Annotated in this window: 10 protein-coding genes and 1 pseudogene; 2 read left to right on the plus strand and 9 right to left on the minus strand. The window is 68.3% G+C overall.

The window, feature by feature from the left end; all coding sequences use genetic code 11:
- Positions 1-46 precede the first annotated feature (46 nt).
- Positions 47-304: a hypothetical protein gene (locus tag I8N67_RS25985; protein WP_200306123.1), complete on the minus strand. Its 258-nt coding sequence runs from the start codon at positions 302-304 to the stop codon at positions 47-49.
- 191 nt (positions 305-495) lie between these two features.
- Here I8N67_RS25985 and I8N67_RS25990 point away from each other — a divergent pair.
- Both I8N67_RS25990 and I8N67_RS25995 read left to right on the plus strand, forming a co-directional pair.
- Positions 496-661 (plus strand): annotated as a pseudogene (locus I8N67_RS25990) (phosphoesterase); the annotation flags it as partial.
- 80 nt (positions 662-741) lie between these two features.
- The gene (locus I8N67_RS25995) at positions 742-2,358 is read left to right on the plus strand and encodes a beta-N-acetylhexosaminidase (RefSeq protein WP_200306125.1); all 1,617 of its coding nucleotides are present in this window, start codon (positions 742-744) and stop codon (positions 2,356-2,358) included.
- 309 nt (positions 2,359-2,667) lie between these two features.
- Here I8N67_RS25995 and I8N67_RS26000 read toward each other — a convergent pair whose 3' ends face one another.
- The 8 genes from I8N67_RS26000 to I8N67_RS26035 all read right to left on the minus strand — a co-directional run bounded on the left by I8N67_RS26000 (position 2,668) and on the right by I8N67_RS26035 (position 11,995).
- On the minus strand, positions 2,668-4,440 hold the full coding sequence (locus I8N67_RS26000; protein ID WP_200306127.1) for an IucA/IucC family protein: 1,773 nt from the start codon (positions 4,438-4,440) through the stop codon (positions 2,668-2,670).
- The gene (locus I8N67_RS26005) at positions 4,437-4,991 is read right to left on the minus strand and encodes a GNAT family N-acetyltransferase (protein WP_200306129.1); all 555 of its coding nucleotides are present in this window, start codon (positions 4,989-4,991) and stop codon (positions 4,437-4,439) included. Before I8N67_RS26005 ends, I8N67_RS26000 begins: the two co-directional genes overlap by 4 nt.
- The gene (locus tag I8N67_RS26010; protein WP_372443801.1) at positions 4,988-6,295 is read right to left on the minus strand and encodes a lysine N(6)-hydroxylase/L-ornithine N(5)-oxygenase family protein; all 1,308 of its coding nucleotides are present in this window, start codon (positions 6,293-6,295) and stop codon (positions 4,988-4,990) included. Before I8N67_RS26010 ends, I8N67_RS26005 begins: the two co-directional genes overlap by 4 nt.
- Positions 6,249-7,694, minus strand: coding sequence for a lysine decarboxylase DesA (desA, locus tag I8N67_RS26015; protein ID WP_200306133.1), 1,446 nt, complete (start codon positions 7,692-7,694; stop codon positions 6,249-6,251). The genes I8N67_RS26010 and desA overlap by 47 nt, the downstream gene beginning before the upstream one ends.
- Positions 7,695-7,919: 225 nt before the next feature.
- On the minus strand, positions 7,920-8,777 hold the full coding sequence (locus I8N67_RS26020; RefSeq protein ID WP_200306135.1) for a siderophore-interacting protein: 858 nt from the start codon (positions 8,775-8,777) through the stop codon (positions 7,920-7,922).
- A gap of 111 nt (positions 8,778-8,888) precedes the next feature.
- Positions 8,889-9,938: an ABC transporter substrate-binding protein gene (locus I8N67_RS26025; protein WP_200306137.1), complete on the minus strand. Its 1,050-nt coding sequence runs from the start codon at positions 9,936-9,938 to the stop codon at positions 8,889-8,891.
- Between the two features lie 375 nt (positions 9,939-10,313).
- Entirely contained in the window at positions 10,314-10,832 is a 519-nt protein-coding gene (locus I8N67_RS26030; RefSeq protein ID WP_200306139.1) for an NUDIX domain-containing protein, read from the minus strand.
- Positions 10,829-11,995 carry an NsdA family TPR-like regulatory protein gene (locus I8N67_RS26035; RefSeq protein WP_234046298.1) on the minus strand — a complete coding sequence of 389 codons (1,167 nt, stop codon included), beginning with the start codon at positions 11,993-11,995 and terminating at the stop codon, positions 10,829-10,831. Before I8N67_RS26035 ends, I8N67_RS26030 begins: the two co-directional genes overlap by 4 nt.
- Positions 11,996-12,167: the final 172 nt, after the last annotated feature.

The raw sequence follows: 12,167 nt of genomic DNA on the forward strand, positions 1-12,167 counted from the left end.
TCCCCTAGCCGTAGATGATCAGCCGTTGACGTTCGGTCGTAGACGTTCAGCCGTAGACGATGCGGCGCAGCTGCCTGAGCGTGAGCTCCGGTGGTGCGACCGCCCGGTATTTCAGGTCCGCCTCGATCCGTTCGAAGATCGTCGCGTTGACCAGGCCCTGGGCCTGGAGCTCGCGGTGGCGGCGACGGACGAAGTCCTCCGTCGTCTCGTCGAAGTAGGCGAGCACGTCCTGGATCACCCGCAGCGCCTCGCCCCGGCTGAGGGGCGAGGATCGCGTCAAATGATCAACAAGTTCGTCGTGCACTCGGTAGATCCTGGGGGACAAGCAGTGGTTTCGCAAGAATCCTGCCCGATATCGGGCAGGCGGCTGTTGCTGGCCCTTGGGGGAACGTTGAATGTGTTATGAGCGCCTATTCGTGCGCTGTCCATCCGGTGTCCCGCATCCCGTCGCCTGAGGCGGCGGTGCGGACGTCATGGACGGGAAGCCCTTCATTCGCATCGGCGCCCACCCTCCACGCCCCGGCCGGTGTCGGCGCGAGCGCCGACCATACGCAGTGTCGGTCACGCGGGCTTCGGCCCGGCCGAGCCGTACCTCCTGGGCACCCTCGGCATCTTCACCGCCTTCGGCGACGAGGGCGTCGGCTACCTCGGCCTCGCCAACAAGGGGGAGATGGTCTAGACCTGGAGGGGCTGTCGGGTGGATGGTGGTGGGGACAGTTCGGTTGGTGGAAGGGGACGCTGTTGAGACCGCACCACAGATCGACCCGCCTGCTCGGATCGCTGCTGCTCGTGGCGGCCGGCTTCTTCACCGTGGGAGCCACTCCCGTGCCCGTGCCCGTGCCCGTGCCCGAGACCGCTGACACCCCCGCGACTCCGCTCGCCGGCGTGATCCCCGCGCCCGCCTCCGCCCGGCCCGGCGGATCGCCGTACCGGATCACGCACGACACCCGTATCCAGGTGAACGGCACGCCCGAGGTCCGCCGGATCGGGCAGTACCTCGCGGAGATCCTGCGGCCGTCGACGGGCTATCCGCTGCCCGTGACCGACCGTCAAGGGGCCGGAATACGACTGCGGCTGGCGCCCGGGGACACCACTCTCGGCCAAGAGGGGTACCGGCTCGACAGCGGCCGGTCCGGCGTCATCCTCACCGCCCGCGCGCCCGCCGGGCTCTTCCACGGCGTACAGACCCTGCGCCAGCTGCTGCCCGCCGCCGTCGAGAAGGACTCCGCGCAGCCGGGCCCCTGGCTGGTCGCGGGCGGCACGATCGAGGACGTCCCGCGCTACGGCTGGCGCGGCGCGATGCTGGACGTCTCCCGGCACTTCTTCACCGTCGACCAGGTCAAGAGGTACGTCGACCAGCTCGCCCTCTACAAGTTCAACAAGCTGCACCTGCACCTCTCCGACGACCAGGGCTGGCGCATCGCCGTCGACTCCTGGCCCCGCCTCACCACGTACGGCGGCTCCACCCAGGTCGGCGGCGGCCCCGGCGGCTTCTACACGAAGGCCGACTACAAGGAGATCGTCCGGTACGCGGCCTCCCGCCATCTGGAGGTCGTCCCCGAGATCGACCTGCCCGGCCACACCAACGCGGCCCTCGCCTCCTACGCCGAGCTGAACTGCGACGGCGTCGCGCCCCCGCTCTACACGGGCACCGAGGTCGGCTTCAGCTCGCTCTGCGTCGACAAGGAGGTCACGTACGACTTCGTGGACGACGTCGTACGTGAGCTGGCAGCCCTCACTCCGGGGCGCTATCTCCACATCGGCGGCGACGAGGCGCACTCCACCAGCCACGAGGACTACGTCACGTTCATGGACCGGGTGCAGCCGATCGTCGAGCGCTACGGCAAGACCGTGATCGGCTGGCACCAGCTGACCGGGGCGACCCCCGCGCGGGGCGCTCTCGCGCAGTACTGGGGGCTGGACAGCACGAGTGCCGAGGAGAAGGCGCGGGTCGCCGCCGCCGCGCGGAACGGGACGGGGGTCGTCCTCTCGCCCGCCGACCGGATCTATCTCGACATGAAGTACGACAAGGACACGCCGCTGGGGCTGGATTGGGCGGGGTACGTGGATGTGCGGCGGTCGTACGACTGGGATCCGGGGGACTATCTGGAGGGGGTGCCGGCGGCGGCTGTGCGGGGGGTCGAGGCGCCGCTGTGGACCGAGACGATCGTGACGTCGGCGGATGTTGAGTACATGGCGTTTCCGAGGTTGCCGGGGGTTGCGGAGTTGGGGTGGTCACCTGTGTCCGCGCATGGGTGGGAGGGGTATCGGGTGCGGCTTGCCGCGCAGGGGGCGCGGTGGGAGGCGCTGGGGATCGGGTATTTCCGGTCGCCGCAGGTGCCTTGGGGTGCGCGGTAAGGGGTGGGGGGTGCGGGTTCGGTGGCGGGTGCGGGTCCGGTGGGGCTTCTCGCGCAGTTCCCCGCGCCCCTGAAAAGCAGGGGCTGCGCCCCGTGCTTTTCGGCCCGCCGACCATCCCCCGCTCCTACAGCCACGAGCAACCGCAGGTCTTTTGGGGGCGCGGGGCTGTATAGATATGCGGCTCCGCCGCGTGGGCGCGATCAGCCCCCACCCGCCCGCGCCCGAACAACCGACCGGCAGAATGCGACGGGCACCTCGGAGGACCGTACTCCGAGGTGCCCGTCTGTTCGGGTGGGGCCGTGCCGGGGGCTACAGGCCCGCGATGGGGTTCTTCAGGTTGCCTACCAGCTGGAGCGCACCCGCCGGGTCCGCCAGGTCGACCATCTGCTTGTTGTTGCGGAGCTGGAGGCGGTTGAGGCAGGAGAGGGAGAACTCGGAGGCGAACATGTCGTACTGGGCGAATTTGTCGGCGAGTTCGGGCATCGAGTGCTGGTAGTCGCGGACGGTCTCGGCGACCGTGCGCCAGAAGTCCTCCTCGTCGAGGACGCCCTCTTCGGCGAGGTTCGACGCCAGGAAGCGGAAGAAGCAGTCGAAGACGTCCGTGAAGATGGAGAGGAGTTTCTTGTCCTCGGGGACCTCGACGCGGAGACGTTCGACCGTCGGCGGGAGCACCGCCTCGGGGTCCATGACCGCGATCTCCTCGGCGATGTCCTTGTAGATCGCCCGCTCGACGACACCGTCCTTGAGGACGAGGATGACGTTCTCGCCGTGCGGCATGAAGACGAGGTCGTACGCGTAGAAGCTGTGCAGGAGCGGGGTGAAGTACGCCTTCAGGTAGCGGCGCAGCCACTCCGCGGGCGTGAGGCCCGAGTGCTCTATCAGTGCCGCCGCGAAGCCGTTGCCCTCGTGGTCGACGTGGACCAGGGAGGCCATGGTCGCCAGCGACTCGCCCTCCTGGAGGGAGGAGACGGGGCTCTCGCGCCACAGCGCGGCCAGCATCTTGCGGTACGCGGAGTACTTGTCGGTGGCGGCCTCGTACTCCAGGTGCCGGTAGCCGACGGCGGCGCGCTCGCGGATGATCGACAGGCCGGTCGACTTGAGCACCGGGTCGCTGTCGATGAGGCCGGCCAGCCAGTCGTTGATCGCCGGGGTCGCCTCCATGTAGGCCGCCGAGAGGCCGCGCATGAAGCCCATGTTGAGGACGGACAGGGCCGTCTTCACGTAGTGCTTCTCGGGGGCGGAGCTGTTGAAGAAGGTCCGGATCGACTGCTGGGCGAGATACTCGTCGTCGCCCTCACCGAGGCACACCAGGCTCTGCTGGGCGACCTCGGCGGCGAAGGTGACGGTGAGCTTGTTCCACCACTGCCAGGGGTGGACCGGGATGAAGAGGTAGTCGGCGGGGTCCAACTCCTGTGCGGTGAGTAGGGAGTTGAAGCGGGCGACCGTCTCCGTGCCCAGCTCCTCGCGCACGAAGGTCTCGTACTCGATGCCCACGCCCGCCGTGAACGCAGCCCGGGAGCGGTGCGCGGCCAGCCAGACCAGGCGGACCGGGCTCGCCGTCTCGGGGGCGTACGACAGGTACTCGTGGACGCCGAAGCCGAGCCGGCCGTTGTTGGCGACGAAGCAGGGGTGGCCCTCGGTCATCCCGGTCTCGATCGCCTGGAAGCCGCTCTCCATGAGCTGGGCGACCGGGGTCTGCGGCTTGGTCAGCTTGTAGCAGGTGCCGGAGAGGGTGGAGGAGATCTCCTCCAGGTAGACCGGCAGGATCTCCTCGCTCAGGCCCAGCGACTTCTTCAGCTCGATGAAGAAGTCCAGGGCGGCGAGGGGAAGGTCGACGCCGTCCCGTTGACGGGTGATCGAGTCGGCGTCGACCTGCCAGTGGTCGAGGGCGCGGCGGACGGACGTGAACCCGTAGCGGGTCAGACCGTCGTCGCTGAGCACCTCGAAGCGGCCGTCGGCGGTGGCCTCCGGTGTGATGAGCCGCTCATGGGCGAACTCGGCGAGGGCTTTGCGGATGAGCAGGCGGTTGGCCCGTGCCCAGCGGTGGGGGGACAGATGCGCTACGGCATCGGACAGGGTCATACAGCTACTCCTCGGGCGGCCGAGCTGTGCCTTTTAAGGAACTGCTCTCGCGTACAGAAGCTCAGCAGTGCGCGCTTCTCCGGCTTGTCGATCTCGCGGTCGGGGACAAAACCGACAGCCTCGTTGAGGGCGTGCACCGCCTTGTTGGTGACGTCCGGTTCCACGACGACGCGTTCCGTCGCCGGGTCCTCGAAGAGGTGGGCCATGACGGCGGTGATGACCGCCAGCGTGAACCCGTGCACGGGTGTGTCGGTGGCGGGGGTGAGGAAGTGCATGCCGACGTCGCCGGGCCGTGGCTCGTACAGGCCGACCAGCTCGCGGTGGGCGGGGTCGTACCTCTCCATCAGGAAGGCGGGGACACCGCCGCGCAGACCGAGCAGGGCATGCTGGTGCTCATCGGCGGCGACCTCCATGTACGCGCGCTCGACGTCCTCCAGCTTGGCGTCCTGCATCATCCAGAAGGCCGCCTTGGGGTGGGTGACCCAGGAGTGCAGCAGCTCGGCGTCCGTCAAGGGATCGAGGGGGCGGAAGGTGAAGGTTCCGATGCTCATACAGCGAACTCCTGGAAGGCGATGGTCTTCTCCACCGGGTAGTACTCGGTGCCCAGCAGCTCGCGGATGATGTACGAGTTCCGGTACGCGCCCATGCCCAGGTCGGGCGAGGTGATGCTGTGCGTGTGGACGCCGGCGTTCTGCAGGAAGACGCCGCGGCCGGTGGTGTCGATGGCGTAGTTGCGGGCCACGTCGAAGTTGCCCTGGGCGTCGTAGCGCAGGCGGCCCTGGACCGGCCCCAGGAACTCCGGCTCGGCGTACTTGTAGCCGGTGGCGAGGATCAGGCCCTGCGAGTCGATCTCGAAGTCCTTCTCCTGCTCCTCCTGACGCAGACCGAGGGTGTACGTGCCGTTCTCGTAACTCACCTTGTTGAGCGCGGAGTTGGTGAGCAGTCGGGTGGGGAGCGGGCCGCCGAGGCTCTTCTGGTAGAGCAGGTCGAAGATCTCGTTGATGAGGTCTCCGTCGATGCCCTTGAAGAGGCCCTTCTGCTCCTGGGTCAGGCGGTAACGGGTCGGCTCCGGCAGCTCGCGGAAGTAGTCGATGTACTCCGGGGAGGTCATCTCCAGCGTGAGCTTGGTGTATTCGAGGGGGAAGAAGCGCGGGGAGCGCGTCACCCAGTTCAGCTGGTAGCCGTGGACGTCGATCTCGCTGAGCAGGTCCTGGTAGATCTCGGCGGCGGACTGTCCCGAACCGACGAGGGTGATCGACTTCTTCTTCTGCAACTCCCGCTTGTGCTGCATATAGCGGGAGTTGTGGATGAAGTCGCCGCCCAGGCCCTGGGCCGCCTCCGGTATGTACGGCGGAGTGCCGGTGCCGAGGACGAGGTGGCGGGCGTGCAGGACGTCACCGGCCTCGGTCTTCACGGCGTAGAGGCCGTCCTCGTACGTCACCTCCGTCACCGTCGTGTTGAAGCGGACGTTGCTCAGCCGGTTTGCGGCCCAGCGGCAGTAGTCGTCGTACTCGACGCGGAGGGGGTAGAAGTTCTCGCGGATGTAGAACGAGTACAGACGGCCCGAGTCCTTCAGGTAGTTCAGGAAGGAGTACGGGGACGTCGGGTCGGCGAGGGTGACCAGGTCCGACATGAACGGGGTCTGGAGGTGGGCGCCGTCGAGGAACATGCCCGAGTGCCACTCGAAGGCCGGCTTCGAGTCCAGGAAGATCCCGTCGAGTTCGGCGATGGGCTCGGTGAGGCAGGCCAGGCCGAGGTTGAAGGGTCCCAGTCCGATGCCGATGAAGTCGTGGGTTTTCACGGCGGGTTCAGGAAGCGATGCGGTCAAGGGATTCTCCCAGGTACTGCTCGGCATGGCCGGCGATCAGATCGAGTACGGCGGCGATGTCGTCGGCCGTGGTCTCGGGGTTGAGCAGGGTGAACTTCAGGTAGTGGCGACCGCCGACCTTGGTGCCCGCGACCACGGCGTCGCCGGAGGCGAACAGGGCCTTGCGGGCGTACAGGTTGGCGCGGTCGATCTCGGCCGGGTCGGTGACGGCCTCGGGGATGTAGCGGTAGACCAGCGTGGACAGCTGGGGCTCCACGACCACGTCGTAGCGCGGGTCGCCGGCGAGCAGTTTCCAGCCCTCCTCCGCCAGGTCGCAGACCTCGTCGAAGAGCTGCCCGATGCCGTCGGCGCCCATCGTGCGCAGCGTCATCCACAGCTTGAGCGCGTCGAAGCGGCGGGTGGTCTGGAGGGACTTGTCGACCTGGTTGGGGATGCGCTCGGTGACCATACGGCGCGGGTTGAGGTACTCCGCGTGGTAGGTGGCGTGGCGCAGCGTGGACTCGTCCCGTACGAGCACGGCGGACGAACTCACCGGCTGGAAGAAGGACTTGTGGTAGTCGACGGTTACGGAGTCGGCGCGTTCGATGCCGTCCAGCAGCTCGCGGCGCTTCAGCGAGACGAGCAGGCCGCAGCCGTAGGCCGCGTCGACGTGCATCCACGCGCCGAACTGGGAGCAGAGCTCCGCTATCTCGGGCAGCGGGTCTATGGAGCCGAAGTCGGTGGTGCCGGCGGTGGCGACGACGGCCATCGGGACGAGGCCCTCGTTCTCGCAGCGCTCCAGCTCACGGGCGAGGGCGACGGTCTGCATCCGCTTGTTGCCGTCGACCGGGACGGAGACGACGGCGTCCGGGCCGAGGCCCAGCAGTTTCGCCGACTTCTTCACGCTGAAGTGGCTGACGTCGGAGGCGAAGATCCGCAGTTTGGCGGCGCTGTCGGTCTTGGCCTCCTCGCGGGCCAGCAGCAGCGCCTGGAGGTTGGACTGCGAGCCGCCGGAGGTGAACACGCCGTCGGCGGACGGGCCGAATCCGATGCGCTCGTTGGTCCAGTCGATGAGTTTGCGCTCGATCAGAGTCCCGCCGGCCGACTGGTCCCAGGTGTCCAGGGAGGAGTTGACGGCGGAGAGCACCGCCTCGCCGAGCACGGCCGGGATGACGACCGGGCAGTTGAGATGGGCGAGGTAGCGCGGGTGGTGGAAGTAGATCGCGTCGCGGAGGTAGACGTCCTCCAGCTCGTCGAGGACCGCGGCCGTGTCGTGCAGCGGCTTGTCGAGGTCGATCCGCTCGATGCTGGGGGAGAGGGCGTCGACGGTGACACCGGTGAACGGACGGTCGGTGGTGGCGAGTTTGGCCGCCACCCGCTCCACGCCTTCGGTCACGGTGCGGCGGTACCGCTCCGCGGTCGTGTCATTGAGCAGGTGCGAGCGCATGGGGAGGTCCTCCGAGCGGGGCGGGGTCCGGGCGGGACGGAGAGGTGAGTGTGGGGGCGTGTGTGGGGGCGTGTGTGGGGGCGGCATCACGTCGTCCAACTCAGGTAAGGCTAACCTAATTAACTTGAACGAAACCCTGACTCAGTCGTGACTGTGGTCACTCCGGTGACGCTGGTGACTTTGGTGATTTGGGTTGTTCGGTGACCGTTCCGGCCGGCGATCGGTTCATTCGCCGCGTTCCCGCAGCTGCTCCTCCGTCAGGCCCTCACGCCAGTACCCGACGAAGGTCACCCGCCGCCGGTCGATCCCGCGCTCCCGCACGAGATGCCGTCGCAGCTCCTTGACGCGCCCGGACTCACCGGCGATCCACGCGTACGGCAGCTCACTGGGCGGGAGTTGGGCGGCCCGGACGGTGTCGAGGGCGGCCGGAGCCGCTTCGCTCCGCACCAGCCAGGTGATCTCGGCGTCGGCCTCCGTCACCAGGTCCTGGATGTCCCCCGGGTGGTGGACCTCCAGCCAGACCCGGGCCGGCGTGCCCGCGGGCAGCGACTCCAGGATCGCCGACGCGGCGGGCAATGCCGTCTCGTCGGCCCAGATCAGCACCAGATCGGCGTCCTGCGGCGGGCGGAAACGGATCGCGCGGTTGTCCGCGACGGCGGGGCCGAGCAGTACGACACGGTCGCCGGCCTTCGCGGCCGACGCCCAGCGCGAGGCGGGCCCGGCGGGCGTGGCGGCCCCCGGCTCCACCCCGTGCAGCACGAAGTCGATGTCGATCCCGACCGTGTCGCCATGGAGGTCGGAGCGGAGCCCCCGCAGGGTGTACGAGCGCATCACCGCCCGTACGTCGTCCGGCAGTTCCCGCCACCCCTGCCACCAGCCGTCCCCCAGTTCGAAGGGCACGGCCGGCGCCTCCTGCCCCGGATGCGGCAGGAACAACGACAGCGACTGATCCCTGCCGTCGGAGCGGAAGAACCGCAGATCGTCCCCCGCGAACGAGACACGCACGAGAGACGGCCCCAGCCGCTCCGTCCGCACGACCTGAAGAGAGAAGAAACGGAAGGGGGCGGCTACGGCCGTCGTCATGGGGGCTCCTGAGTGGACGTCAACGCGCGGAGTACCCGCGCCCGGTTCGTTTTTAGGGGCGCGGGGAACTGTGCGACCAGCCACAGCCGGTCCGCAGCTCAAGAACCACCGTCAGCTGACCTTCTTGGCGTTTTCGATGGCCTCGGCCAGCTCCTCCAGGAGCGGCGCGCACTTGTCGTAGGAAAGGATCGGCTCGGGGTTGCGCCCGACGACCTGTCCCGCCTCGACCGCCGGCAACTTCTTCCACGTCGCCTCTTCGATCGCGTCCGGCTGGATCGCCGACGTGCGGTTGTCCATGATGATGACGTCCGCGTCGTACTTGTCGACGTTCTCCCAGCTGAGGTTCTCGAACCAGCCACCGCTCGCCTTCAACGCGGCGGCGCTCGGCTCGACGAAGTTCACGCCGAGGGCCTTGAAGTACTCGAGGTCGATGGAGAGGTTCGAGCCGGACACGTAGAAGATGTCCTGGCTGGCGGAGCCGGCGAGGACCTTGATGTCGGGCTTGGACTTGGTGGCCGCGCGCAGCCGGGCGGCGGCGTCCTCGAACCGCTTCTTGGCCGTGGTGATCTTCTCGGACTCCACGTCGGCGCCGAGCGACTTGGCCAGCTCCAGCATGCGCTGCAGCGGCTCGGTCAGCTGGCGGTCGTAGGCGGAGATGCCGACGCTCGGGGCGAGCTTGGCGATCTTGTCCTTGGAGGCCTCGGGCACGTACCAGAGGGTGCCGGCGTCGTCGAAGAGCGTGGTGATGAGGACGTCGGGGGCGAGAGCGGCGTACTTCTCGACGCTGAACTCGTCCCAGACGTTGCCGATGACGGTGACCTTGCTGATGTCGAGGTCGCCGGCCTGGACGTCGGCCTTGCCGTCCGTCGTCTTCGTCGGGCCGAAGACGCCCTTGACGTCGATGCCGTAGTCGAACAGCGCGGCGCCGACACCGATGAAGGCGACGATGTTCGCGGGGGTCTTGTCGGTCTTGGCGGTCTCGCCACGGTCGTCCTTGAACGACCACGGGCCGGACTCGGCGGCAGCCGTCTCCTTGTCGGAGCCAGTGCTGCTGCTCGTGTCCTCGTCTCCACAGGCGGCGAGGACGGCACCGAGACCGAGTGCGCCGCCGGCGGCGAGGATGCCACGGCGGGTGAGGTGAGCGGCTCTGGCGTTGGGCATGTGTGTGGCTACTTTCGAACGGGGCGGAGTGCCGCCCGAGGGCGAGTTCGAAGGTAGGTTAGCCTAACCTCACCAATTGTCCAGAGGGTGGTTCCAAGTAGTGGAATGCCCGTGTGAGGCGTGCTCCATTCTTTGAATTACCTGTGAATCGAAGGTTCGTGGGGATTCGCGGGGGATTCCCGGGGGTTGGGGTCTCGGTGAGGGCGTGCCGGGCGCGCGCTGACGTGGCCGGTTCCGGCCGTCGTCGGTACGGGCGCCCGCCCGGCTTGAGCGGTGGCGCCGCCTGCTCAGGCGGTGGCGCCCTTCTAAGGCTCCGGGTCAGTCAGCCGGCCCGTACGCCCCAACTTCGGTTCAGTCAGTATCCGTTGGACGACGTTATTGACCGACGGGGCGCCCGTCGTGCAGATAGGCCGACCGTTTCTCCCGCAGCGCGTGAACCGCCTCCGCCAGCCGCCTCCGCATCCGATCCCGCAGCAGACCGCCCGCCTCGTCGAGGGAGGCGAATCGGGCTTCCGACAGCTCCTCGTCGTGGGGTCGGGGCGGCTCGATGTCGAGGACACCGCCGTCGAAGATGAACGCGATCTGGTCGTCCCAGGGCCCATGTGGCGGAACCCAGTCGACGACCAGGAGGCCGCGCACGGTCACGTCCAGGCCCAGTTCCTCCTTGAGCTCCCTCACCACCGTCCGCTCGGGCGGTTCGTTCGCCTCGGCCATCCCGCCGGGAAGGTCCCACCCGGGCTTGTAGGTCGGCTTCACGAGCAGCACCCGCCCCGAGGAGTCGCGGAGCAGCACATCCGCCGCCACACGCTTACGCGGCTGAGTGGCGTTGCCCTCGGCAAGGTAGGCGGCCCAGGCATCGGCATCCGCAGGGGTGGGGGCGGGTTTCGGCGTCATGGGCGAGAGCCTCCCGGCGGCGGGATGAGATCGGCGAGCAGCAACAGTCTGGCCCTTCTCGCGTCATCGAATCTCACCAGGTACTCCCGTACCGGCCCGTAGCTCCTGTGGCGTTGCAGCAGGGCTCTGAGGTCGTCGAGCTGCTGGACGACGCGGACGGAGCCCATGGTGGGGCTCGTGGCGAGCAGGTCGTGGCCGACGGCCACAGCGGCGTCGAGGTCGACCCGCCGGACGTGGATGCCGGCGAGGGAAATCCGGGCGAGCGCGAGGGACCGCGCCCTTGCGGCATCCCGCAGCGCCACGGCCTCTTCGGCGGCGGCCAGGGCCTCGTCGTACTCGCCGAGGTCGACCAGGACCAGCGCCGCCTCGCTCGCCAGACGTCCTGCGTCGAACGGGCTGAGCCACGGGTGTGCGGTGTCGGGGGAGGTATCGAGGGCGCGGTAGGCCTGCTCAAGGGCACGGCGGGCGGGAGCGTGTTGGTCGGCCGCCGCCAAGGCACGGGCCTGCATCGTGTGCAGCCGAGACGACAGCGCGGGAATCCGCGGGCCTCGGCCGACGAGGTCGAGCCCTGTCCGAGCCCAGCGTGCTGCCCCTACGGCATCGCTGCCTTGAAGGACGAGATGGGAAAGAGATGCGGCGACGTGTGCCGCGAGCGGTAGATCCCCGCTGGTCCGGGCGAGAGCCAGTCCGCGGCCGAAGTGGTCGAGGGCAGCGGTGTTCTGACCGGAGTCGTGCGCCATCCATCCAGCCATCTCGGTCAGGGCCGCGGCAGCGGCGAAAACCTCGTTCCCGGTGGAGAGGTCGACGAGGCGCGGGGCAACACGGTTCCGGAGATGCTGGACAACGGCTGCGTAGAGCCGGCCTCCTCCGGTCTGTCGGTCGGCGACACGGAACGCGTCCACGGCCGAGAGGTCGTCCCCGTCCGGCGGCAGAGGCTGGTGCGGCTGTGTCTCCGCGGCGGGCTCCCACGACCGGCGGGCCAGGCCAAGCAGGTGGCCGGGGATGTGGAAGGCGTCCGCGATCTGCTCGAACAGGGCGAGCTTCTCCACCCTGCTCTTGCCGTTCATGTAGTCGTAGAGACGTCCTTGGGTGATGGCGACGGCAGCCGCGATGCGGCGTGTGCTGACGCCCCTGTGGTTGAGCATCCGGAACACGGTTCCCATGTCCCGCTCAGTACACGCACCGAGGAGCCGGCTGTCATCGAGTAGCCCTGCAATGACCTGTCGCGGGTCCTGCGTCTGCCCCATACGGCCCCCAGAAAATGCCTGAGGCCTGAAACTACCGCGTGTGCATGCGCGATGACTCCGTCTTGGGGTCACCTCGCGGAGTCTCCTC

This window comes from Streptomyces adelaidensis (genome assembly GCF_016598475.1).
In the GTDB taxonomy this organism is placed as follows: domain Bacteria; phylum Actinomycetota; class Actinomycetes; order Streptomycetales; family Streptomycetaceae; genus Streptomyces; species Streptomyces adelaidensis.

Excerpts from the sequence above, each read along its gene's own strand:
- I8N67_RS26020 (WP_200306135.1), bottom strand. The coding sequence starts at position 8,777 with ATGACGACGGCCGTAGCCGCCCCCTTCCGTTTCTTCTCTCTTCAGGTC.
- I8N67_RS26005 (WP_200306129.1), bottom strand. The coding sequence starts at position 4,991 with ATGAGCATCGGAACCTTCACCTTCCGCCCCCTCGATCCCTTGACGGAC.
- I8N67_RS26035 (WP_234046298.1), bottom strand. The coding sequence starts at position 11,995 with ATGGGAACCGTGTTCCGGATGCTCAACCACAGGGGCGTCAGCACACGC.
- I8N67_RS26010 (WP_372443801.1), bottom strand. The coding sequence starts at position 6,295 with ATGCCGAGCAGTACCTGGGAGAATCCCTTGACCGCATCGCTTCCTGAA.
- I8N67_RS26025 (WP_200306137.1), bottom strand. The coding sequence starts at position 9,938 with ATGCCCAACGCCAGAGCCGCTCACCTCACCCGCCGTGGCATCCTCGCC.
- I8N67_RS26000 (WP_200306127.1), bottom strand. The coding sequence starts at position 4,440 with ATGACCCTGTCCGATGCCGTAGCGCATCTGTCCCCCCACCGCTGGGCA.
- I8N67_RS26030 (WP_200306139.1), bottom strand. The coding sequence starts at position 10,832 with ATGACGCCGAAACCCGCCCCCACCCCTGCGGATGCCGATGCCTGGGCC.
- desA (WP_200306133.1), bottom strand. The coding sequence starts at position 7,694 with ATGCGCTCGCACCTGCTCAATGACACGACCGCGGAGCGGTACCGCCGC.